Genomic DNA, 24,319 nt, shown 5'->3' with positions numbered 1-24,319 from the left:
TTCTTAATATTAAAGTGATTGTCTAGTTGGGCGAATAATTACTTCACTGACGGACATATTATCTTTGGTGCCGATGGCAAATTCAACAGCTTGGGCAATTTGTTCAGGTTCTAGTCCACCAACGTTCTTGAAGTAATCTTGAGCAAACTTCTTTTGATCCTTATCATTGATAGAATTGAATAATTCAGTACCAGTACTACCTGGTGAAACAATGGTAGTTTTAATATTATTTTCAGCTTGCTCAATTCTTAGTCCGTCCATGATGGCACGAACGGCAAATTTAGTACCACTGTAAACAGCACCATCAGGTCCAATAGTATGTCCGGCAACAGAATCAGTTGAGATAATGTGACCACTCTTAGCTTTAGCCATGTAAGGAAGAGCAGCAGCAATACCATTTAGGACACCCATGATATTGATTTGAAGCATATTTTGCCATTCATCACGACGACCTTCAATTAAAGGAGCAGTTGGCATGATACCAGCATTGTTATAGAGAACATCGATACGTCCGTATTTTTCAACTGTCTTATCAATTACATTCTTAACATCTTCAAATTTTGTAACGTCAGCCTTATAAGCGTCAATTTCAGCTTTAGGGAGGTCCTTTTGGATTTCTTCTAATCTATTTAAACGACGGGCAGCGATAACTAACTTAGCACCATCTTTAGCTAATAATCTACTTGTGGCAGCTCCAATACCTGATGAAGCACCCATAATTACAGTAACTTTATTTGATAAATCCATATTTAAAATCCTCCTGTATGAATCAATTTATGTTTATAATATAAGTGCTGAATAGCTTGATGTAAAATAGTTATATTGCAATGCTAGCCATAACTAAAAAGGATGGATAAAATGGAACTACGAGTATTACGGTATTTTATAGAGATTGTTAACGACAAAAGCATCACTTCGGCAGCTGAAAAATTACATATTTCGCAGTCAACTTTGTCCAGACAGATTAAAGATTTGGAAGAAGAATTGGGAACAGTTCTCTTTGAACGGGGCCCGCGGGAGATTTCTTTAACTAACGATGGTTATTTCTTTTTAGAAAGGGCCAAGGAAATTGATCAATTAGTTGATTCGACTTCTTTGACGATTCAGAATAATAAGGTTTTGTCCGGTGACTTATATGTAGCCGCTGGAGAAGGTAAGGCTAATGCTTATTTAACAAGGACTTTTACCAGATTGATAGATAAGGGTGAGAACGTCAACGTTCACTTTGATACTCAAGACGCTGATCAAATTTTTCGAAATTTAGATGCTGGGGTTCTTGATTTTGGCGTTGTTTATACGAATGATTCTTTGGATAAATATAATAAGTTATCATTGCCAATTGAAAACAAAACCGGGGTTGTCATGCCTAGAAAGGATGACAACTCCGGTAAGGATTATTTTGCGGCTTCAGATTTGAAAGGAATGCGTTTGTTGATCCCCAGACAGATGGATGTTCATTCACAATGGGTTTCATATTTAGATGAGTATGTCCGTGACTATAAAATTACAGGTACTTATGATATGAATTACAATATGCGAGCCATGGTTATGTCGGGAATGGGCAATGCGATTACCTTTGATAAGCCAGAATATGAAACTGGTGATTTGGTTTTTAAGGATTTGAATTATATTGATACTGTTAAGACAGTTTTAATTTGGAAAAAATCGCGTTCTTTATCTCGATTAGCAGATGAATTTCTTAAAAATATTATGAGTATGAAAAAAGAATCATAATCCTTTGATTTCAAATTAAAGAAGGTGTTTATATCAACCAAAGTTAATTGGTCAATATAAACACCCTTTTTATTTAACAAAGTTAGTCTTAATACGATCTAAAGGAATTTCACGCGGAACAAATTTTTCGTCTGTTTGTCCTAAAGTTAGAGCAAAGATGCCTCTGAATCCGGTAGGTAGAACGTTGGCAGGAATTGAACCAACACTAGACATATTGTAATTAGCACCTAATCCTTGATCCTCAGCGGCTAATTCCATGTTATGAACGATGGCCCCAGCTGAGACATCCTCCATGGCATCAGGGTCTTCAGCAGAAACCACAATAACAGTTGGAGCATCGTAGATACCGCTCATTTTATTTAGAATATCTGAATTTTGAATAACTGTAAGACGATAGTTGTTATATTCACCCATACCGACGGGACCAGCATTAGCAGCAAGTAAAATCTTATTCAATTGTTCATCGGTGATTTGACCAGTGTAGTGACGAACGGCCTTGCGCGAACGGATCATTTTTTCAGTTTCCATATATTAACACTCCCTTATTATGTTTCTCCCTCTATAATAGTATAAATAAAATTATGTGGATCAATATGTTGCAATCAATTTTTTTGACAAAATTCGGTTATAATTGTTTCATTTTTATAGAAAGTCGTATAAAGTTAACATTATAGTAAATTAGAAAAATATTAAAAATAAATTAGAGGTAGCTCATGTCTGAAATTAAACATTTTTATGAAACATTTCATCCAGCACACTACGATATTTTTATAGATATCGATCGTGGTGCTAAGACCATTTCCGGAACAACTAAGATTAATGGTGATGCTAAAGAAAAGACAGTCTCAATTAATCAAAAATATTTGAATATCAAATCAGTTGAGGCTGATGGCGAAACGGTACCTTTCAAAGTTGATGACGAGAATGAAGGAATTCACATTGATCTTGAAAAGACAGGTGAAACTACTTTAACAATTAGTTACGATGCTAAGTTGACTGATTCAATGATGGGTATTTATCCTTCATATTACGAATTGAACGGTGAGAAGAAACAAATTATCGGTACACAATTCGAAACAACCTTTGCTCGTCAAGCCTTCCCATGTGTTGATGAACCTGAAGCTAAGGCTAAATTCGATATTGCTATTAAGTTCGACGAACAACCTGGCGAAACAATTTTGGCTAATATGCCAGAAATTCGTAACGAAGATGGTGTTCACTACTTCGATACAACTGTACGTATGTCAACATACCTAATCGCTTTTGCCTTTGGTGATCTTCAAGCTAAGAAGGCCAAGACTAAGAGTGGTGTAGAAGTTGGTGTCTTCGCTACTAAAGCTCATAAAGCTAAGGAATTGGACTTTACCCTTGATATTGCTAAACGTGCAATTGAATTCTATGAGGATTTCTATCAAACACCATATCCACTTCCACATTCATGGCAATTAGCACTTCCTGATTTCTCAGCTGGTGCGATGGAAAACTGGGGACTTGTAACTTATCGTGAAGCTTACTTATTGCTTGATCCTGATAACACATCAATTGATACAAAGATGTTAGTCGCTACTGTTGTTACTCATGAATTGGCTCACCAATGGTTCGGTGACCTTGTAACTATGAAGTGGTGGGATGACCTCTGGTTAAACGAAAGTTTTGCCAATATGATGGAATATGTTGCGGTTGATGCTATTGAACCTGACTGGCACGTTTGGGAAATGTTCCAAACATCAGATGTTCCTGCTGCCTTACAACGTGATGCAACTGATGGTGTTCAATCAGTTCACGTTGAAGTCCAAGATCCAGCTGAAATTGATGCTTTGTTCGATTCAGCCATTGTTTACGCTAAGGGTGCTAGAATGCTTGTCATGGTACGTGCTTTGCTTGGTGATGATAACTTACGTAAAGGTTTGAAGTTATACTTCGAAGCTCATAAGTATGGCAATGCCAAGGGTGCTGACTTGTGGAGTGCTTTAGGTGAAGCTTCAGGTATGGATGTTGGTAAGATCATGAACTCATGGCTAGAACAACCTGGTTATCCAGTAGTTTCAGCTAGTGTAGTTGATGGCAAACTTACATTGTCACAAAAACAATTCTTTATCGGCGAAGGTAAAGAAGTTGGCCGTCAATGGCAAGTTCCTTTGAACAGCAATTATGATGCTGCTCCTAAGATTATGGCTGATCAAACAATTACTTTAGGCGATTATGAAGAATTACGTAAAGCAAATGGTAAGCCATTCCGTCTAAATGTTGGAAACAACTCACACTTTGTTGTTAAGTATGACGAAACACTTCAAAAGGATATCTTCGATAATATCGATTCAGTTGATACTATTTCTCAACTTGGATTGCTTCAAGATCTCCGTCTTTTGGCTGATGCTCGTCAAATTTCATATGCTGATGTTGTACCAATGCTTGAAGGCTTCTCAGAAAGTGAATCATCTACAGTTACAGCTGCAATGTATCGTATTGCCAATAACTTGAAGAAATTTGTTAAACCTAATACTGACGAAGAAAAAGCTTTGCAAGCCTTCTATGCTAAATTGAGTGCTAAACAAGTTGCTCGTCTTGGCTGGGAACCTAAAGCTGGCGAATCAATCAATGATCAATTGACACGTCCATACGCTTTGAGTGCTGCTTTGTATGCCAAGGATGAAAAAGCTATCTCTGAAGCTCATAAGTTATTTGTTACTAACAAAGATGACTTGGCAGATTTACCAGCTGATATTCGTCTCTTAGTAATCAGAAATGAAGTTAAGAACTATGGTAGCGAAGAGCTAATCAATAGTTTATTGAATGAATACAAGACAACTTCAGATCCAAGTTACAAGAACGATTTATCTGTTGCTATTCCAAGTACAACTGACAGCAAGTTGATTGGTGAAATCGTTGATAAATTTGAAAATGCTGACATTATCAAACCCCAAGATCTACGTGCATGGTATCGTGGTATTTTGAATAATGACGAAGGTCAACAAGCTGCTTGGGATTGGATCAGAAATGACTGGCAATGGTTGGAAGATACTGTTGGTGGTGACATGGAATTTGCTACATTTATCACTGTCACATCATATGCCTTCCATACACCAGAACGTTTTGAAGAATTCAAGAAGTTCTTTGAACCTAAGATCAATACACCAGGATTGACTCGTGAAATCACAATGGATATCAGTATCATTGAGACTAAGGTTAACTTGGTTGAAGATGAAAAAGATGCTGTTAATGCAGCAATTAAAAATGCTTAATTTTTAATTATAAAAAATTAGAATATTTAAATAAAAGGCCTGAAGAAATGATCAATGCCGTTTCTTCAGGCTTTTTTGCTGTCCAAAAATAAATATTTAGAAAATACTTTTTTCAAAATAGGATATAAAGCTTGTCTAAACATGGGTAAACATATTATGGTATTAGTACTATTATATAAATAAAGTTATTAATGTTAGCGATGCCATTGTGAAAGGAGTGATTGATATCAAAAAATTACTAGCTCTATACGTAGGATTCATTTTACTGGGTCTTTTTTTGATATTGAGTTTTTCAACAAATACTACCTATGCAGCTACTGCCACTCAAGCAACCTTGGGTAAGGTGTTGAGTAATACAGTAGATAATAAAGGTGTAGATCGTACTTTGCCTAAGGGCTTAACTAATATTAACGAATTGTTTAATGTGCCAGCAATTACTGATAATGATACTAAAGTGTTGGCTCCTAATGAAGGTGGTAATAAAGGAAGTGCCGATGTTACCGTATTAACAGAATTAGGGCAAACTAATAAAGTTGGTGCTATTTGGTCCAAGAGAACGCAATCAGATACCAGTAAACAGAATTATATAGATGTAAATAAACGTCAAACCATGTCTATGTGGATGTACTTTGGCGGTGTTGATACTTTTGGTGGTACTAATACTGGTGATGGTATGGCGTTAGTTTTACAAAATGTTTCAGATAGTGCTTTTACTAATAGTGGTGATGTTGATAATACGCCTGGTGAAGCCTTAGGTGTCTGGGGAACTGTAATTTTACCAGTTGATGTTGTTACATCTGCTCTAGCTAAAACAGCCATTCAAAAGAGTTGGGCCATGGAATTTGATACCTATCCTAATTCTGGTACTTATGATAGTAATTTTGATAAGAATGTCAGTGGTGTCAACCATATTGCCAGCAATTATCCGGCTAGAGAGTCAACCTATGGGCTTGGGGCAGAAGGTGCTTATATGAACCATGATAATTTGATTACTAGTATTCCTACTACATCAAAGAGTAGTAATTTCTTAACCGATGATCACTGGCATCATGTGACATTGACATGGACACCAGCACCTAGTGGTTCTACTGAAGCAACAATGACCTTGAATTATGATGACAAGAATATGGACGGGACTCCTAAGTTGACCAGTGCTGGCAAGGTCAATACTAAAGTTATGAAAATTGATACAACTGCTTTTGATCTCAATGGTAGCAATAAACTCTATTGGGGCTTTACCGGTTCAACTGGTTCAAGTTCTGAAAATAATTTAGTTATCTTTGAATCTATTCCATCTTTGGTTGAAGCCGATGCTTTAACTTCAATTATTGATGAAACTTCAGGTAATCGTGAAATTACCGATGCTACAACTGATAATCCTAATGCTAACGTGGTCCATCAAGGAGACAAAGTTAGTGTGAACTATAATCTAAATTACTTGAGTGGTTCAAAGCCTTGGGAAAATATTGATGCCACAATTAATCTACCTGATAAAATTGATTACAGTAGTGCTTTGATTACTTATACCGATGATGCAGGTAAGACATCCACTGAAACAATTGGTGAGTTTAGCGGCATGACTAATAATCAAATTGAACATAAACTAGGTCAATCTTTGTACAAGACAGGAATCACCTCAGCTAATGTTAAATTTGAAGGAACTGTTAATGCCGGTACAACCGCTACAGAAACTGATGTACCAGCGGCACACGCTAGTTTCTATGGTAGTGATTTGCAAAAAGATGTCATGACTAAGGCCTTCGTAATTAAGCAACCAAATAAAATTACGTTAACCAAGACTGGATCTGACGTCACAACTAGTTTTAATAAAGAAGTTTTGTTAAATGGTAAAGTATCATACAGTGACAAGACTAAGACTGTTGATCCATCTAAGTTAACAGTTGTTGCCAGTGTAAATGGTGAAATTGCTAAAACTTCCATGAGTTCAATTTTAGCCAGCAATTCAACTGATACTTTTGCTTTACCAGTATCTTCACAACTATTCTCTAATTTGCATGAAGGTGCTAACACAGTTACAATCTACGTTTACAATGATGAAGATTACAACGTTTCCGACACAATTACATATACCGTAACTATTTCAGGAACGGTTTCCATAGAGACCTCACCGGCCAGCAACTTTAAGACCACGCAATCCTTTGGAGATAATTCAATTATTCCAAGAGGAAGCGGTTGGTCAATTGATGTAACTGATAGTCGTCAAAAGGGAGCAGGTTGGAAATTATTCGCTTCCGCAACGCCGCTAGTTAATGGAGATAAAGAAACATGGACTAATTCTAAAGATGGCCAGAGTTTGATCTTCGTTGATGGGTCTGGCAATACTGATAGTTTAATCAATAATGAAGTCGAAATCAGTAGTGCAGTTAAAAGTCAGACAGCAGCACAGGATTATGATATTGATAGTCAATGGTCGTCTGACAATGGAGTCTTGTTGAAGCGTGGCTCATATGAAAGTGCAGGTACGTATACTTCCACTGTAACTTGGAATTTGCAGGATAGTATTTAAGTAAAATAATTAAAGAAAAAATCATGATTATTGAGAAATCTCTCAATTCATGATTTTTTTGTGTATGAAAACGGATAAATGAAAAGATATTAGTTTAAATATATTTTCATTAGATATACTATTGAGCTATTAGGAAATTTTATAAAAATAATAATAACTATGGGATTCATTTCCTATGTAATGGAAACAAAGGTAAGTATGAGGAAAAAATTTTTAAAGGTTCTATTTTTGATGGCTTCATTGGGGTTGGCTATCAAGAGTGAACAAACAGTGGTTCAGGCTGGTACATCGCAACAAGACTCTATGACAGAGACACGAGAGGGACTGGCTAAAGCACCGGATAATCTTGGATTGAATGAGTCACAATTTTTACATGGTGATTTTTCAGGATTTGGTAGTAGTGCTCAGAATAGTGCCATTTTACAAAACTCGTCAATGCATTCTACGGGAACATCTTATGATCCGTTGATGGCAATTAGAATGACTAATTACACCAATCAGGAAGGTGCTATCTGGTCTAATGTTGATAACGGAAATTACGTTAATATCAATAATAAACAGACCTTGTCATGTTGGTTATATTTTGGACCATCACAACACATTCATAGTGGTGATTCTTTTGGTGACGGGATGGCTTTCGTATTACAAAACCCAGCTAATGGTGTTTCATCGTTCTCTCACAAGGGTACAACAATTGGGACAGGTGAAACTTTAGGAGTCTGGGGTATGGATACTGATAAATCTGTCACATCCACTCAAACAATTGCTAATACGGCTATTCAAGATAGCTGGGCTCTGGAATTTGATACTAATGCTAATAAATCGAATGCTTCGAATGATGATTTTGATGCTGAAAGTGATATTACGGGGCAGCATATTGCCTATGGTTATCCAGGTGATGCTAGTACTTATGTTAGACATGATGCCTCCAGCTTTTTTAATACTAATAATTATTACTCCATGAATCATTCTGGTGTTCAAAATATTACATCATTGCATGATGGTAATTGGCATCATTTAACTGTCTCTTGGGATCCTTCTACGTATAGAATTACTTATAAGTATAATGATAAGAATTTGGATGGATCTAAGAGTGATACACCTTTAGTATCAACCAGTGATCCAGTTCATGCGACTGAATTTGGTGGAAAGAATGCTATGTCTAATAAGTTGCAGTGGGGCTTCACAGCGACTAGTGGTGCAGCTTATGAGCCTAATTTGATTGCATTGGAATCTATTCCTTCTTCTGTTGAAGGGACGGTTACTTCGGATATAACTGACAATACGCAAAACAAAACATTTTCTGAAACGGATACTGATCGAAATGTTAATTCTGGTGATAGTTTGAGTTTTAATTACCATCTACGTTTTGATAGTGGAGAAAATAAATGGTTAAATGATGTGGCTCAAATCACATTCCCAAGTAATGTTACTTTTACAAATGGTGATGCTAATCAAGTATTAGGTTATGTAACTTACAATGATGGCAGTGATGCTAAAGCTGAGCCAATCTATGCGAGTGAAATTGATAAAGACACAGGTAGACTAAAACATAGTATAGCTAAAGATTTATATGTCAGTTCGGATGGAACATATCGACCTTCTGAAGCTACGATTACGGTTAATGGGGTGGCTAATGACGTCACAACTACTACTAAAGTTAAAACGGTTAGTGCTCATTTTGACAGTGATAATTTGATTACGGATGTTAATACACCTGATTTCACTATCAAAAAGGCCAAAGCTATCAGTTTAGCCTTAGATCAAAGTAATTTAACTGTTGATAATAGTCATGATGCTAATATTACTGGAACTGTTTCATACGTTGATGGTAGTACTGTTAACAATTCTGATGTCACAGTTCATGAAAATTTGAACGGCAAGGACTTGGCTACTTCTAAATTAGATAGTAATGCTGCCAGTGGTAAATTGAATTTGAATATTCCATCAGCTGATTTGACCCAAACAACTAATACTTTAAAAGTTTACGTTGAGGATGCTGACGGTAATGTTTCAACTACATCGACGGTGGTTATTACGAAAAAGGGTAGTTTGTCATTGAAAGTCGATGATTACTCTTTTGGCAGTATTAATCAAGCGACAGCTGCAATGCTAGTTCCTAGAAAAGGCGATTGGAATATTGTTGTGAATGATGGTCGAGAAAATGGAACGACCAATCCTTGGCATTTATCAGCTACAACTTCAGGTTTGTACAATGGTGATACGGCTTTTAATGGTAATCTAGTTTTCAAAAATTCTAGTGGCTCGGAACAATCATTAACAAATGATGCAGTTGTTAATATTGCTAACGGTTATAAGAGTGCTGACGGGAATCAAGTTACTAATGTTGGAAAATCTTGGAACGATTCAGATGGTATTTTATTGAAGACTACTGGGTTTAATTCAAGCGGACAATATAGTGGGAAAATGAATTGGGTTCTTTCAGAATCCGTTTAAAACAAAAAAAGACTCGAAAACATAGCATATGAGGGCTGACGTTTTCGGGTCTTTTCTTTGAAATGATGATATTACTAGCAAATTAATCTATATGCAAATAATTTGATTTGAAGAAAAATGAAAAGCATAAAACTGTCATTCAGTTTTATGCTTTTTAAATTACCCGGATTTAAAATCTAAGTGCAACACTTAATCAACTAGACCAAAAAGGCCATAAAGACCTATTCTTATAAGTGACCAAACCAATAAGAAAAGAGTGTCTTTATGCCCCAAACTAAGAATACCATGTCTTGCCATTACCAACAACTCAATGAAGTACAACATAAAGCTATTGAAACGCTTTTAAAGCTCAAATGGTCGTATAGAAAAATTGCCCAGTATTTATGCTGTAATGTCAGTACGATTAGTCGAGAGATTAAACGTGGTTCCACAAGACAAATTGGTCCAAACAAAAAACCTTATGTGATTTATTTTGCTGAAACTGGTCAATCGATTCACGAAAAGCGACGACAAGCATGTCATTCTGTAGATTGGCGTGTGAAAGCACCTTTGTTTTTCGAACTTCTACAAGAAGAGTTACGCAAGAAGTATCGTGTTCATAGTGTTGATAGCTTTGTTAATTGGTTTAAAATACATCGTCCTAAGCTTCCTTATCCATCTACGCCTACTGTTTATCGATACATTGATGCTGGCCTTCTAATGATTAAGAATAGTGATCTACTGGCGAAGCTACGCCGCCGAGTAAGAGGTTCGTATAGAAAGCATGCTCGACTGAATAAGCACATTCTCGGACAGTCGATTGAAAATCGACCACCGGAAGCTAATAAAAGTTTGAAGATTGGCCATTGGGAAGGTGATCTAGTTAAAGGGAAAAGGGTTGCGATATGACTCTGACCGATCGTGCAAGTCACTATGAGATCATTGTTAAGATACCCAATTATCATTCAGATACTTGTCAACGGGCACTTCAGGATGTCATTGACGACTATGGGCCATCTCACTTCAAAACGGTTACTTTTGATAATGGCTCTGAATTTGCACAGTTGAGCTAAGTAACTGGTACTGAGGTGTATTTTGCACACCCTTATTCACCATGGGAACGTGGTTCCAATGAGAATCAGAACCAGTTGATACGTGAGTTTCTACCAAAAGATCATTCAATGAGTTCTGCTACTATCACAGAGATTCAAGGTATTCAAGATGTCTTGAATCAACGTCCTAGAAAGATTCTAGGATATAAGTGTGCTCAAGAGTTACTGACTTCCTTTGACTAGCATCTATACCAATTACAAGTGTTGCACTTGGTTTGACAATTCAGGAAGAAAATAATCATAATAAATATCTTGGCATTATTGCTTTGGGAGAAACGATATACTAACATAAATTTAATAGACAATAATTTCAATTGGGGAATATAGGGGGATTTAAACTATGACGGAAAAGCCAAAATTTGGTGTTGGTAGTATGAATAGTGCTGATATTAAGAAGGAAAAGAAAGAAAGTATTTCTGAAAATAAAAGTACTGAAAAATCAGTAGATAAAGATGTACATGTAGAGAAGTCTTTTGGAGTTGGGGTAAAAAACGAAAAGTCTGAAACAAGTAAGAATGGTTTAGGAGAGATTTTTAAAAGCCAAGGGGTATCTTTTTGGATAATAAGTTATGTTGCTTCAGTTTTAATTTTTATGTTTCTTGGCTCGGGCAGGGGACTACTTGACACGATGAATTTACTTTTGTTTCCATTCACGTTAATTTTATTTTCACAATTACAAGTTTATCTCACAGGTTCTTTAACTGGAGTGGCAAGATGGCTGGCTCCAGATTTTAAATCAGGTGCAAATTTTGACTCTGGGCTGTTAAATATTATTTGGTATGTAAGTAAACTAGCACTTTATTATATTGTTTGGGGCTTTTCATACTTTTTAGGGATTATTGGTATTGCATCAATAGTTATTACAGTTAACAAGGCCAATAAATAAAGGAGCATTATTTATGAAACATACTATTACGGTAGGACGTGGATTTGGAAAGAAGCACTTTGATCAAGCTCTTGAAATGGCTGAGTCCGGAGACACAATCCTTATTGAAGAAGGAACTTACGATTTTGAGAATGGGTACAAATTAAGCAAAAGTCTGATTATCAAGGGTATTACGGATAACCCTGAGAAAGTTGTCTTAAATACTAGTTTTTATTTGTATGCAGGGATTCATTTTGAATTGGATAATTTAGTATTGCATCCTTCGATTAAACATAATGGGATAAATGTTAAGGAAGACAGCACTTTTAGCAGCTCTAATACAATATTCAATGTTGAGAATGTAGAAAATGAAAGTAAGTATCCTTTGATATATGTTGAAGATGAATCCAAAGCAGAGTTTATTTCATGTAATATTTATAGCGATAATAATCAAAATGCTGATAAAATTTTGGACGGGATCTATGCTTCTAAGAATGCAAATATAACCCTTACTAGCTCTATTACAGATGTAATTAATTTAGAAGAATCAAAACTAAATATTTCAAATTCTCAAATAACCATTTGTATTTGTTTAGATAATAGTTCAGTCACTGAATCGGCTGATTATGTACAGTTTTTGGGTGCGAATGAAAATCGATATTCTATCTATGAAGTAAATGGTTCCATTGTTAAACTAAATCAATTTGAAAAAGCTGATAATGATATTTATGCTTATCTTTCAGATAGTTTATTAAAAATCAATGAGGTCGAATCTTCAGGTACAGGCGAGTTTGTTGTCAGATATAATGATCAATCAACTGCCGATGTGGATGAAAATAAAGCTACCCTAGAAAATGTAGATGAAGAAAAACGACAAGAAGAAGCAAAAGAAAAAGAGGAAGCTGAAAAGGAAAAAACTGCACAAGTTGCAAATAATAAAGTCTCTGAGTCGAATGAAAATTCTGAATTGGAAAATAAGACCCAACAAAATTCCCAAGAAGATAAAGAAGAATCGGATGATGAAAATAAATCACAAGAGGATGATGCTTTAGAGCAGTTGAATAATTTATACGGTCTAAAGATGGTTAAAGAACAAGTAAAGAGATTTATTAATCATGCCAAATTCGAAAAGTTACGTGAAGATAATGGATTAGTAACGACACCGGTCACTTTGCACTCCTTGTTCTTAGGTAATCCAGGTACTGGTAAGACAACTGTTGCCAGATTACTAGGGAAGATTCTTTATCAAAATGGTGTTGTTTCTACCGATAAGTTTGTTGAAGCTTCTAGAAAAGATTTAGTGGCTGATATTATTGGTGGTACAGCAAAAAATACTCAGGCGATACTTGATAAGGCAAACGGTGGGATTTTATTTATTGATGAGGCATATTCACTTTATTCAGAATCCAAACAAGATTTTGGTAATGAAGCAATAAGTACAATTCTGAAATATATGGAAGATCATCGAAATGAAATTATGATAATCTTTGCTGGATATACAGAGCAGATGCAGGACTTTATTAATATGAATCCTGGATTAGCATCAAGAATTCCAAATGTGTTTGATTTTGAGGATTATTCTCCTGAAGAAATAGCTGAGATTGGATATAAAGATTTAATTAATACGCAGCATAACGTATATCAAAAAAAGTATATGGATATTGTTATTAATCAATATTCGCATTCAATAGATCATAGTAATGCACGTTGGGTTCGTAATTTTAATAATAAATTATTGTCAATTGCAGGAGAAAGAATCGTTGAGGAAAAGAGCGATGATCTGCGTACAATAACTCAAAAAGATTTGGATAAATTAGTTGGTGGAAATAAAGAAGAAAAGCAAGAAAATGTTAAAAAACTGTTAGCTGAATTGGATAATCTCACAGGTCTCGAGAATGTTAAGACTGAGGTTTCAAATCTAATTAAAGAAGCTCAGATTGATGAAAAACTAGCAGAAAAAGGATTATCCAAGCCGTCATATCATATGGTATTTGAAGGTAATCCAGGTACAGGTAAAACGACCGTAGCAGAAATTGTTGCAAAATTATTTTATAATCTTGATATTTTGCCAAAACCAATTGTAAAAACTGTAGAAAGATCAACGTTAGTTGGAAAGTTTATCGGTGATACGGAAGCTAATACTACTAAGGCAATTAAAGAAGCCATGGGTGGTGTTCTCTTTGTTGATGAAGCCTATCAATTGACAGATGATAGTTCTGATAATGACTTTGGGAAGAAAGCAGTTGAAACATTGATAACAGCATTAGAGAATTATCGAGATAAGTTTGTAGTGATTTTTGCAGGGTACACAGAAAATATGGAACATTTCTTAGATGCTAATCCAGGATTAAGATCCAGGGTTCAAACGAAAATAATGTTTCCAGATTATTCAGAAGATGAAATTTCGACAATGGTCAATAAACGTATCACTAAGACATGGACTGTTGATTCACAATATTTACAGCAAATTGTCAAAAAATGTTTTGAAAACGATACTATAGAAAACCAACATTCTAATGGGCGTTGGGCTAGAAATTTTGCGGAAAGATTAGATAAATTACAAAAAGTATATTTGATAGATAATAATGTTTCCGATGATAAATTAGGCATTTTGCCTAATTCAGTTTTAGATAGTATTTGTCAAGATTACATTAATGCATAAAAAAAGAGATATCATATTTTATTAAGTAAAATACGATATCTCTTTTTTTAGTTATTATTACCAAAAATTTGGATGATACTTAGGAACAAGTTGATGAAGTCCATTACTAAGTTAACGGAAGCTAACAAGGCGATGGCACCCAAGTTTTCTGATCCGGCATTGCTTTGATAAATACGTTTGATATTTTGAGAATCAAAAGCAATGTAGAACAAGAAGAGGATGATGATAATTCCACTAACGAGCATCATTAAGGCTGTACTCTTGAAAATGAAGAGGTTGATTGCTTCAACCACGATGATTGAAATAAGACCAATCATTAAAGTACGGCTCCACTTAGTTAAATCTTTCTTGGTAACGAAACCAATAAAAGCTGAAACAACGAAGATAGCCGATGTAACTGTTAATGTTTGAATAATACTCTTAGCTGAGTACATGTAGAAAATTGGAACACCGATAAATGATAGTGTGAACAAGAATCCTAAGTAAGTTAAAAATGTTAAGAAATAAGATTTTGTTGCGAAACGACTACATAAACTGATGAATCCCATTGGAACACCGATCATTAAAATTAATGAAATAATACGGTGATTTGCCATACCTTGGAATAAGGCCATGGATAAAGCAGTGTTCTTAGCGATTGCTTGAGCACAAATCATCCAAAAAGCAATTCCCAAGCCAGTGTATAAGTAAACTAGGGATGTGAATCTAGCCAAACCAGTGGCCTTTACTTTGTCTATACTTTGCATAGTTTCCTCCTTAAAGACTCTATAATTATTGTACAATAGCATAACATTTATTGATATTAGTAGTAAATATTATGAAATTATTATTTTGATTAAGTATGCCATTCTCCACAGAAAAACCGATTGGCTGGAACGATATGGACATAGATTTGAACAATCGGTTTTTCTGTTCCGAATTAAATTTATCTTCTCATCTATTTTTAATACTTTAGCGGGTTACTTTGTAATGAGCATTGGTTTAGTATCTAAGACAGTGATGGAATAAAAACTATTAAAAGTAGAAGGGAAACTGACAATGGCAATTCTAATAAATGACGATAAAAAGATATTTACACTTCAGACACGAAATAGTACCTATCAAATGAAAGTAGGCGACTTTGGTTATCTTTATCATCTTTATTATGGAAAGAGAATTGATCATCAAGATCTTTCTTACTTGTTGTATGATGGACCTTCTCACTTTGCACCTTATCCATATGAATCAAAGAATCGCGTTGGTTCTTTAACGTTGATGCCACAAGAATTTCCAACCGTAGGTACTGGAGATTTAGGGAGTGTGGCCTTGGATGTTGAGAATGCTGATGGTACACGAATTATTGATTTGAAGTATAAAGGCTACGAGGTTTTAGATGGTAAATATAGTTTGACCGAATTGCCCTCATTTTATGCTCACGACAACGATGCACAAACCTTGAAAATCACTTTGGTAGATGTTGTTTCCGATATTGAAGTTGAACTTTACTATGGTGTGTTTGAGGATAAAGATGTTATCACTCGAGCTGTGGTGATCAGTAATCTTAGTGAAAATGCAATCCAGATTAAAAAAGCTCAATCCCTATCACTCGACCTTATTTCAGGTCAGTATGATTTGATCCATTTCCACGGTCGTTGGGCGGATGAACGTAACTTCGAACGAGTTCCGTTGACTCATAATGTAACGACTTTTGGATCAGATTATGGGATATCAAGTGCTAAAGAAAATCCTGGTTTCATACTTTTAGATAAGAATACGACTGAAGAAACGGGGAACTGTTACGGTTTCAATCTTGTTTATAGTGGTAATTTTCAGGCAACGGCTGAATTGGGGACTTTGGAACAAAGTCGAATTACTTTAGGCCTTGGTGATAATGAATTCTCATGGCAATTAGATCCGGGTGCCATGTTTGAAGCCCCTGAAGCAATTATGAGTTTTTCTAGTACAGGTTTGACACAACTGTCACATAACTTCCATGATGCGATAAGGGAAAACCTTTGTCGTAATAAGTATATCAACGGTCCACGTCCAGTATTGATTAACAATTGGGAAGCAACTTATTTTGATTTCACTGGCAAAAAATTATTAGAGATAGCGACAGCAGCTAAAGATATTGGTGCTAATCTTTTTGTTATGGATGATGGTTGGTTTGGCAAACGTTCGGATGACAACAGTTCTTTAGGCGATTGGTTTGTAAATGAGCAAAAACTAGGGTGCTCATTGAATGAATTAGTAACAAAAATCAATACTTTAGGAATGGAATTCGGAATTTGGTTTGAACCTGAAATGGTTAATGAAGATAGTGAACTCTATAATGCTCATCCCGACTGGGTTCTGAACTTTCCACAGCGCAAACCGTTATTGAGTAGAGGACAGATGGTTTTGGATATGTCAAAAGAGGCAGTTCAAAATTATTTATTTGATCGAATATCGGATGTTTTAGACAGTGCCAATGTTAGCTATATTAAATGGGACATGAATCGTCCAATTACTGAGTGGTATTCTAAAAGTTTAACTGACAAACGACAAGGAGAACTACAGCATCGCTATGTGTTGGGACTTTATAAATTATTAGGTCGATTGACTCGAAGATATCCCGACGTTTTATTTGAAGGTTGTTCTAGTGGCGGTGCTCGATTTGATTTAGGAATGCTAGCATATGAACCGCAGATTTGGACTTCGGATAATACGGATGCTATCAATCGCTTAAAGATTCAATATGGAACGAGTTTCTTCTATCCTATATCGACGATGGGTTCACATATTTCTGCTAGTCCTAACCATCAAAATGGACGAGTAACACCATTTGAAACTCGAGCCAATGTAGCAATGGCGGGAACGTTTGGCTATGAGTTAGATGTTACTAAGATGAGTGATGCGGACAAAAAGCAAGCTAAGACTTATACTGATTTTTACAAAAGGGTTCAAGAAATGACTTTCAATGGTGATTATTATCGTCTGGTCAGTCCGTTTGATCGTAATAATGATGTTATGGCTTGGCAAATTGTTTCTAAAGATAAATCGCAAAGTTTGGTTACGATTGTGGCAACGGATGTGGTTGGTAATCCGCCGTTCGTCTATATTAAATTACGTGGTTTGAAGTCCGATGCTAAATATAAAATCAAAAATCATATTTATAGTGGTGATGCCTTAATGAATGCTGGATTGAAATTGATGCAACCAAAAGGTAATTACCCTTCAGAACAAATTTATATTGAAGAAGCTTCCAATTCTAAATGAGTTGGAAGCTTTTTTAACCACTTAGGTTTGAATTTTAACCGCATAAACCAATAGTGTATACATCGGAATGGGGATGTGGTGTAATACATTTAACGAAAGGGTTGTTCGATGTGAAAATAAAAGTAGATATTTCGCCGCAATACTCGGAAAAAGAGATTGTGATTCATGCGAATAAAAATGATGATGAAGTTCAAGAAATTTTACATAACATCAAAGAAGTTGAAACCAGATTTCACAGTCTCAATGGTTATTTGGATGATACTGTCTATTCGCTGCAACTCAGAGAAATTTTGTTTTTTGAGACTAACGACCGAAATGTCTACGCGCACACTAAAGATAACGCCTTTTTAATTCATTATCGGTTATATGAGTTGGAACAAAATTTGCCCGACAACTTTTTACGGATATCTAAATCAGCTATTTTAAATATTGATGAGATTTTATCATTAACACGTTCAGTAACTGGTAATGTTGTTCAATTTCGTGATTCTTACAAGCAAATTTACGTTTCAAGGCGATTTTTGAAAAGCTTAAAGATCAAATTGAATCAAAGGAAGGTTTAATTATGAAAAATAGAAATGGAATCTTTTGGGGACTATTCTTACTATTAAGTGCTGCCATTTTAGTTGTCAGCCAATTACATTTAATTACATATACGTTTAGTTTTTGGACAATTATAGCTACTATCTTTTTAGCAGCAGTTTTGATTAAGAGTCTAGTGTACTTTTCAATTTCAGGAACAGTCTTTTCTTTAGCATTCTTGGGAATTCTGTATGCGAAGCCTTTAGGAATTACAGCAATTGTTCCTTGGACAATTTTGGGAGCCGCCTTGTTAATAACAATTGGTTTATCAATGATTTTGAATCCATTATTGAATAGACATCGTCCTTGGATGAGATACAGAAAAGCCTTTACTAGAGGTCATCGTGGTCCTTTTTTTAGCTATGAGTATAAGTCGGAACCTGATATGAAAACAATCGATGAACCGGATGTCGATGTTTATGTCAAAATGGGAAACAGTGTTAGATATGTGAAGTCGGATGATTTTAAGACAGCCAAGATTGATGTAAATATGGGTGAAGCCAAAGTTTATTTTGATCATGTGACCGTTAAAGATACGGCTATTATTAATGTTAATGTTTCCTTAGGTGGAGCTGAATTATACATTCCTAGTAATTGGAATATTATCAAAGGTGTAAATAATAATATGGGAAATATCACAGAAGATGGTGTTCGCAATGTCGATGAAGATAGTCCAGATGTGACGATTTCCGGGTTGGTTTCCTTAGGTAATTTGAAAATTAGTTATATTTAAAAAAAGAGCCGCGATTATGCGGCTCTTTTTTTGTAAAGTGGCGAAATATTAAAATAGAATAGTAAAAACAAGTTTCTATTTTACAAAAATGGTAGTCTAATAAAATAAAGAAGAGGGGAAGAACTGATGGAGAACTTCACAGTCTACAATGAAGGAATTGATGAATTACCGATTATTATCGATCTACCACACAGTGGGACACAAATTCCTGCTGAAATTCAAAAAGAGATTATTCCAGATCGACTTTTACCTAACGTTGATTGGTTTTTACCAGATTTATACGAGTTTCTACCACAAAGTGGATTCACCACTTTACAAAATAATGTGCATCGCTATATGGCAGATCCAAATCGAGACCTTACCATGATTGATCAGAATGGTGATTATCGTTACGAGGTAGTTTATAGTAAAACGACTTTCGGCAAGGACATTTATCAAGATTTGTTAACACCAGATCAAATATCTCAACGGATTGAAACTTTTTACAAGCCATATCATCAACAATTGAAAAAATTAATTGATCATAAACTAGAGAAGTTTGAAAAAGTATATTTGTTCGATCTCCACAGTTTTGCAGAATATCCACATGAAGACGTCAAGACTGATGATATTGTGTTGAGTAATCGTTTTGATACGACTTCTGATATTAAATTACGTCAATTTATGACGGAACAATTCAATCAAAAAGGTTATTCAGTTTCCAATAATCATCCATTCACAGGTGGCTATATCACACCACATTACGGTCAGAATCCACGTGTAGAATCGATGCAAATTGAGCTAGCTTATCATATGTATATTGAAAATCGTTATTTTGGTGAGGAAGAACTGTCGGGAGTTGATGTGGGTACATTCACAACAGCTAAGAATAGTTTACAAAGCATTTTTATGGAATTACTTAATTATATTTTATCCAAATAAAAATCACTTTTTATAGGTGATTTTTTATTTTTGCCTGAAAACGACAAATAACGTCGTACCTATTTTATAAAATTAGACTGATAAATAGGGGGATAAAAAATGAAGAAAACATGGGGTTTAATCGCGACACTATTAGTAACTTTGACTTTGATTGGCTGTGGTAATCATAAACAAAGTCAGGCTAGTGATTCAAAGGTCAAGACACATAAAGTTGTGAAAGCCAATCATAAAAAGAAGACTGTTAAAAAGGCAACAAAGAAGACCATAAGCAGTAAAACTGATAATACTAGTACGGCCTTTTCAAATCAGAGATTTGCGACATCTTGGATTGATTCTATTTCGGGTATTTTCTTTAAAGGAAATCAATATATCTGGAAATATACTAATCCAGTAAGTACAAATGCAGATAATCAATCAAGTGAGGAAGAAAATTTCATAGTTATGCAAGGAACTTATGAATATGATTCTAATTCCAAAACTATTACTTTGAATATTGCTAATCAGTCCAAGGCTTATACGGGATATGCTTTGGAATTAGATAAGTTTAGTTACCAGAGCGTTACTGGGCCATCAATGCCAAGTACAGTTAGATTGCAGTACGTTAATGATGGTAATCAGAATTATTTGAAGCCTTTAACCAATAATCTTAATAACATGAATATGGATTCAATTAATAAGGATGGAAAGGATTCAAATTTAACCTATGAAAATATTATTAGTAAATTCAACGTTCAAAGGGTTGAATCCTCAATGCAGAAGAACGCTGACAAAATCAATAGTGCTCAAGATTTTGAGAAATTTATGATGCAGTATAACTTTATTCAAGGAAAAACTAATGCATTTAACGGAAACGGTCAGGTTGATGAATTTAAAGTTTACAGTAATGATGATTACCAAGCTGCACTAGGATCTAGTGATGATGTGACACCAGAAAAGACCGTCAATGCCAAGTATACAGTCGCTCCAGATGCTGGTATGGCAATGGATATGTATTTCTTAGGTGATGATAATAATATTTATTATGGTATGAGTGAAATGAGACCAGAAGTTGAATTAGCTGAAGAGGCTAACGCAAAGTATCATCAAATTTATGGTAATTAAGATAGAAAACAAGTTTAAAAATCAATGAGAATTAAAATCTAGGGGGATTTTATGGAAAAATGTAAAAACTGTGGAGCAGATCTTCAACCGGGAGTTAAGTTCTGTGGAAAATGTGGGGCACCAGTTGATGGAAGTATAGAAAATAATTCGACAACGGCGTCCAGATTAAATAAGGCAAACAATAGTGAAACAATTGCTAGTATTAAAAGTCATTCGTTAAATTATTTTTCTTGGTATAAGAAATCAATTTCTAAACCTTCTGAAGTCGACAATAGTAATAAATACTTTGGAGTAGTTTCTATTGTAATTAGTGTTCTATTAGCATCGTTTGCTTTTTACTCAATTATAGGTAAAGTCTTTGCTGGTGCGGAATCAGCTATCAATGAAGTATCAAGATATTATCCGAACCTTTCAAATGCTGGAGTTCCAACTGGCTTTAAACTTTATTTCCAACTCTTTCTAATGGTTCTAGTTTATTATGCAGTATTTATCTTGATTGGATTTGTATGTAAGAAATATATGATTGATAAAGATACGACTATTTTCAATTACACTAATCAACTAGGTAGTTATGGAAATTCAATAATGATTGTGCAATTACTTTTGGTTCTTTTCTTGTTGGTTTCAAGTACGAGTTCATTTATACTTTTGATAGTCTTTATGATGATACTTTCAAGTATTAGTGCTGTGGCTTATATTGGTTCGATTGTAGTAACTAAAGCACAAGCTAAATTAGATAAAATCTATGTTGCTATTATTACTTTATTTGCTAGCAATGTGGTTGTTTCTATTATTTTCATGATAACAGCTCGTTCAATGATTCTTAGATATGTAGAAATTATTAAGAACTTGCTTTAAGACCAAAAATTTTTTGAGATTTTATTAAAAAAGCAACATCTATTAGAAGATTCAAGTATGTTTATACTTTGAATATCTAATAGATGTTGCCTTTTATTTTTACGTATTTATCAAAGAGTTTAGTTAGTAGTATTTAATTTCGATAATTTTTATAGCAAGTGAATGCCGTTCTCATCACATTTCTTACGTAAGTCTTCAGGCCAAACTGCGGCTTGAACTTCACCGACGTGAGCTTTACCAAGTAGTAACATGCAAAGACGTGATTGTCCGATACCACCACCGATAGTGTATGGTAATTCACCTTTCAATAAGGCTTGATGGAATGGTAATTTGGCACGATCTTCAGCGTGAGCCATCTTTAATTGTTCCTTCATTGATTCTTCAGAAACACGGATACCCATACTTGAAATTTCAAGGGCGTGTTGCAAAGGCTCATACCAGAACAAGATATCACCGTTTAATTTCCAGTCATCATAATCAGGGGCACGGCCGTCATGACGTTTACCACTCTTCATAGGTCCACCGATTTGCATTAAGAAGACGGCACCGTATTCTTTACAGATGGCATCTTCACGTTCCTTAGGTGTCTTGTCAGGCCAGCGGTCTTCTAGTTCTTGAGTTGTAACGAAGTGAATTTCGTCAGGTAGATGATGGACTGCTTTAGGGAACTTATACCAAACTTCGTGTTCCATATGTTTGATAACTTTGAAAATTTGTTTAACAGTATTTTCCAAAGTTTCAGTTGTGCGTTCATCTTTAGCGATGATTTTTTCCCAATCCCATTGGTCAACGTAAATTGAATGGATGTTATCGAGGTCTTCATCTTTTCTGATGGCATTCATGTTAGTGTAAATACCCTCATGCATGTCGAAGTGGTAACGTTTCAAAGCTAGACGCTTCCATTTTGCTAGTGAGTGAACGATTTCGATAGTTTCACCAGGAATCCCTTTCATCGTAAAGGAAACAGGTGATTCGACACCATTAAGGTTATCGTTCAAACCAGTACCTTTTTCGACCATCATTGGTGCGGATAAACGGGATAAATTTAATTCTTTACCGAATTCATCTTGAAAAGTTTCACGAATATATTGAATAGCTTTTTGAGTTTCTTTAACAGATAGTTTTGGATCGTAATCCTTAGGTATAATTAAGTCCATTTTGAGTCCTCCAATTGATTGTTGATTCCTTTTATGCAAAATAAAAAAGTCTTTCATCCTAGTTATTAAATTAATAATAACTGGGACGAAAGACTTTTCGCGGTACCACCCAAGTTGCCTATATAAAAATAGACCACCTCAATAAGAGCACAAACATGCTCCACCGATGGTAACGTACCGGTTAACGTCTGTACTTACTTTGACGTAGTCATTTCAGCCAGAAACATAAGAAAGTGTTATTCAGCGATTCCATTTACTAGTTGGGTTCTCACCATTCCCAATTCACTGTCAGTGTGGAAAAACTTACTCTTCTTTCTTGTCGTTTTTTATCTTGTGACACTTATATTAGCATTAAATTTGAAAATGTAAAATAAAAATTTGATAAAAACTAATTTTAGAGTGACTAATTAGAATTGCTCTAATGTAGAGAAATTGTAAAAATTAACTTTTCAAATATCTAAAATTTTAGATTTACAGTTGGCCTACCAAACCTATCCCAATCACCCTAAGTCAAAGGAATTGCTAGAAGGATATTCCAAAGTAGTGAATGATATACATCAGAGTTTAGAAATGTCTCAAAAATTAGTTGATGACGTTCAAAATTTGGTTAAATAGTTAGAACATATACTCTGGAATCACGGTCAGGATAGGGATAGTCGGCGTGAAAATTTTCTGAAGCAACCTGTTGAAAGCCTTGTTTTTCATAAAAATAGTGTGAACGTTCTTCTTTTTCTGGTGTATCCAAAACAATACGTTGGAATGACTTTAGTTTAGCATGAGTCAATAAAGTTTGATAAAGTTGGGCACCTAAATGGTGAGGTTGACCACGATACTTCGGATAAGTGAAGAATTTTTTTAGGACTGCAGTTTTATTGTCTAAGGGCAAAAAAGCAATGGAGCCTACGATTTGATTGTCATCTAAAGCAATCCAAAAGTTACCGCCATTTTTTTGATAGTAGGTTGGAATTTGAAAAATATCGTCCTGTTCAGCCATTTTGATATCTAACTTGGCTTCGATGTTTTGACAATAATTAATTAAATCGACTAACTGAGCTTGATTCTTAGGATTATTTTGATAAGGAATTATTTGCATGGAAAGCCTCATTTCTTAATGATGGTTCAATTGTAATATGAGATTCTTAATATGTATAA

At 35.0% G+C, this 24,319-nt stretch carries 17 protein-coding genes, 1 pseudogene and 1 other annotated feature; of the genes and pseudogenes, 13 read left to right on the top strand and 5 right to left on the bottom strand.

The features are described from left to right. Positions 1-9: 9 nt before the first annotated feature. Positions 10-747: an SDR family oxidoreductase gene (locus LKACC16343_RS08345; RefSeq protein WP_056951185.1), complete on the bottom strand. Its 738-nt coding sequence runs from the start codon at positions 745-747 to the stop codon at positions 10-12. A 111-nt stretch (positions 748-858) separates the two neighbouring features. Here LKACC16343_RS08345 and LKACC16343_RS08340 point away from each other — a divergent pair, with 111 nt between their 5' ends. Further along, the gene (locus LKACC16343_RS08340; RefSeq protein WP_056951187.1) at positions 859-1,734 is read left to right on the top strand and encodes a LysR family transcriptional regulator; all 876 of its coding nucleotides are present in this window, start codon (positions 859-861) and stop codon (positions 1,732-1,734) included. Positions 1,735-1,803: 69 nt separating this feature from the next. On the opposite strand, the gene LKACC16343_RS08335 is transcribed toward LKACC16343_RS08340, so the two are convergent. Then, positions 1,804-2,262, bottom strand: coding sequence for a nitroreductase family protein (locus tag LKACC16343_RS08335; protein WP_056951188.1), 459 nt, complete (start codon positions 2,260-2,262; stop codon positions 1,804-1,806). A 185-nt stretch (positions 2,263-2,447) separates the two neighbouring features. Here LKACC16343_RS08335 and LKACC16343_RS08330 point away from each other — a divergent pair, with 185 nt between their 5' ends. The 6 genes and pseudogenes from LKACC16343_RS08330 (at position 2,448) to LKACC16343_RS08305 (ending at position 14,578) form a co-directional block, all read left to right on the top strand. Further along, the gene (locus tag LKACC16343_RS08330) at positions 2,448-4,976 is read left to right on the top strand and encodes a M1 family metallopeptidase (protein ID WP_056951190.1); all 2,529 of its coding nucleotides are present in this window, start codon (positions 2,448-2,450) and stop codon (positions 4,974-4,976) included. 283 nt (positions 4,977-5,259) lie between these two features. Continuing rightward, positions 5,260-7,503: an L-type lectin family protein gene (locus LKACC16343_RS08325; RefSeq protein WP_143444202.1), complete on the top strand. Its 2,244-nt coding sequence runs from the start codon at positions 5,260-5,262 to the stop codon at positions 7,501-7,503. Between the two features lie 198 nt (positions 7,504-7,701). Then, positions 7,702-9,960, top strand: coding sequence for a hypothetical protein (locus LKACC16343_RS08320; protein ID WP_143444199.1), 2,259 nt, complete (start codon positions 7,702-7,704; stop codon positions 9,958-9,960). A 264-nt stretch (positions 9,961-10,224) separates the two neighbouring features. Then, a pseudogene (locus LKACC16343_RS08315) lies at positions 10,225-11,234 on the top strand (IS30 family transposase). 157 nt (positions 11,235-11,391) lie between these two features. Continuing rightward, positions 11,392-11,937 carry a hypothetical protein gene (locus LKACC16343_RS08310; RefSeq protein ID WP_056951198.1) on the top strand — a complete coding sequence of 182 codons (546 nt, stop codon included), beginning with the start codon at positions 11,392-11,394 and terminating at the stop codon, positions 11,935-11,937. A gap of 13 nt (positions 11,938-11,950) precedes the next feature. Beyond that, complete coding sequence (locus tag LKACC16343_RS08305) at positions 11,951-14,578, top strand: AAA family ATPase (RefSeq protein WP_056951200.1); 2,628 nt, start codon at positions 11,951-11,953, stop codon at positions 14,576-14,578. A gap of 47 nt (positions 14,579-14,625) precedes the next feature. Here LKACC16343_RS08305 and LKACC16343_RS08300 read toward each other — a convergent pair whose 3' ends face one another. Beyond that, entirely contained in the window at positions 14,626-15,324 is a 699-nt protein-coding gene (locus LKACC16343_RS08300; RefSeq protein ID WP_056951201.1) for a Bax inhibitor-1 family protein, read from the bottom strand. Positions 15,325-15,616: 292 nt separating this feature from the next. On the opposite strand from LKACC16343_RS08300, the gene LKACC16343_RS08295 reads away from it, so the two are divergent. The 6 genes from LKACC16343_RS08295 (at position 15,617) to LKACC16343_RS08270 (ending at position 22,010) form a co-directional block, all read left to right on the top strand. Beyond that, complete coding sequence (locus LKACC16343_RS08295; RefSeq protein ID WP_056951204.1) at positions 15,617-17,815, top strand: alpha-galactosidase; 2,199 nt, start codon at positions 15,617-15,619, stop codon at positions 17,813-17,815. A 110-nt stretch (positions 17,816-17,925) separates the two neighbouring features. Next, positions 17,926-18,378 carry a LytTR family DNA-binding domain-containing protein gene (locus LKACC16343_RS08290; protein ID WP_158106799.1) on the top strand — a complete coding sequence of 151 codons (453 nt, stop codon included), beginning with the start codon at positions 17,926-17,928 and terminating at the stop codon, positions 18,376-18,378. 2 nt (positions 18,379-18,380) lie between these two features. Next, positions 18,381-19,130 carry a LiaF transmembrane domain-containing protein gene (locus tag LKACC16343_RS08285; protein ID WP_056951208.1) on the top strand — a complete coding sequence of 250 codons (750 nt, stop codon included), beginning with the start codon at positions 18,381-18,383 and terminating at the stop codon, positions 19,128-19,130. Between the two features lie 126 nt (positions 19,131-19,256). Continuing rightward, complete coding sequence (locus LKACC16343_RS08280) at positions 19,257-20,051, top strand: N-formylglutamate amidohydrolase (protein ID WP_056951210.1); 795 nt, start codon at positions 19,257-19,259, stop codon at positions 20,049-20,051. A gap of 99 nt (positions 20,052-20,150) precedes the next feature. Next, positions 20,151-21,152 carry a hypothetical protein gene (locus LKACC16343_RS08275; RefSeq protein ID WP_056951212.1) on the top strand — a complete coding sequence of 334 codons (1,002 nt, stop codon included), beginning with the start codon at positions 20,151-20,153 and terminating at the stop codon, positions 21,150-21,152. A 51-nt stretch (positions 21,153-21,203) separates the two neighbouring features. Continuing rightward, entirely contained in the window at positions 21,204-22,010 is an 807-nt protein-coding gene (locus LKACC16343_RS08270; protein WP_056951214.1) for a zinc ribbon domain-containing protein, read from the top strand. A 149-nt stretch (positions 22,011-22,159) separates the two neighbouring features. On the opposite strand, the gene asnA is transcribed toward LKACC16343_RS08270, so the two are convergent. Both asnA and LKACC16343_RS08260 read right to left on the bottom strand, forming a co-directional pair. Beyond that, positions 22,160-23,167, bottom strand: coding sequence for an aspartate--ammonia ligase (gene asnA / locus LKACC16343_RS08265; protein ID WP_056951216.1), 1,008 nt, complete (start codon positions 23,165-23,167; stop codon positions 22,160-22,162). A 78-nt stretch (positions 23,168-23,245) separates the two neighbouring features. After that, positions 23,246-23,496: a binding site (T-box leader), on the bottom strand. 278 nt (positions 23,497-23,774) lie between these two features. Then, positions 23,775-24,260: a GNAT family N-acetyltransferase gene (locus tag LKACC16343_RS08260; RefSeq protein ID WP_056951218.1), complete on the bottom strand. Its 486-nt coding sequence runs from the start codon at positions 24,258-24,260 to the stop codon at positions 23,775-23,777. Positions 24,261-24,319 lie beyond the last annotated feature (59 nt).

Source organism: Companilactobacillus bobalius (assembly GCF_002179915.1).
GTDB classification, from domain to species: Bacteria; Bacillota; Bacilli; order Lactobacillales; family Lactobacillaceae; genus Companilactobacillus; species Companilactobacillus bobalius.
Note: the sequence above shows the minus strand (reverse complement) of the source record. Positions and strands in the feature narration are given on the sequence as shown.

Bases quoted from the DNA above. Each gene is read 5' to 3' on its own strand.
- LKACC16343_RS08345 (WP_056951185.1), bottom strand. From the start codon at position 747: ATGGATTTATCAAATAAAGTTACTGTAATTATGGGTGCTTCATCAGGT.
- LKACC16343_RS08340 (WP_056951187.1), top strand. From the start codon at position 859: ATGGAACTACGAGTATTACGGTATTTTATAGAGATTGTTAACGACAAA.
- LKACC16343_RS08335 (WP_056951188.1), bottom strand. From the start codon at position 2,262: ATGGAAACTGAAAAAATGATCCGTTCGCGCAAGGCCGTTCGTCACTAC.
- LKACC16343_RS08330 (WP_056951190.1), top strand. From the start codon at position 2,448: ATGTCTGAAATTAAACATTTTTATGAAACATTTCATCCAGCACACTAC.
- LKACC16343_RS08320 (WP_143444199.1), top strand. From the start codon at position 7,702: ATGAGGAAAAAATTTTTAAAGGTTCTATTTTTGATGGCTTCATTGGGG.
- LKACC16343_RS08310 (WP_056951198.1), top strand. From the start codon at position 11,392: ATGACGGAAAAGCCAAAATTTGGTGTTGGTAGTATGAATAGTGCTGAT.
- LKACC16343_RS08305 (WP_056951200.1), top strand. From the start codon at position 11,951: ATGAAACATACTATTACGGTAGGACGTGGATTTGGAAAGAAGCACTTT.
- LKACC16343_RS08300 (WP_056951201.1), bottom strand. From the start codon at position 15,324: ATGCAAAGTATAGACAAAGTAAAGGCCACTGGTTTGGCTAGATTCACA.
- LKACC16343_RS08295 (WP_056951204.1), top strand. From the start codon at position 15,617: ATGGCAATTCTAATAAATGACGATAAAAAGATATTTACACTTCAGACA.
- LKACC16343_RS08285 (WP_056951208.1), top strand. From the start codon at position 18,381: ATGAAAAATAGAAATGGAATCTTTTGGGGACTATTCTTACTATTAAGT.
- LKACC16343_RS08280 (WP_056951210.1), top strand. From the start codon at position 19,257: ATGGAGAACTTCACAGTCTACAATGAAGGAATTGATGAATTACCGATT.
- LKACC16343_RS08275 (WP_056951212.1), top strand. From the start codon at position 20,151: ATGAAGAAAACATGGGGTTTAATCGCGACACTATTAGTAACTTTGACT.
- LKACC16343_RS08270 (WP_056951214.1), top strand. From the start codon at position 21,204: ATGGAAAAATGTAAAAACTGTGGAGCAGATCTTCAACCGGGAGTTAAG.
- asnA (WP_056951216.1), bottom strand. From the start codon at position 23,167: ATGGACTTAATTATACCTAAGGATTACGATCCAAAACTATCTGTTAAA.
- LKACC16343_RS08260 (WP_056951218.1), bottom strand. From the start codon at position 24,260: ATGCAAATAATTCCTTATCAAAATAATCCTAAGAATCAAGCTCAGTTA.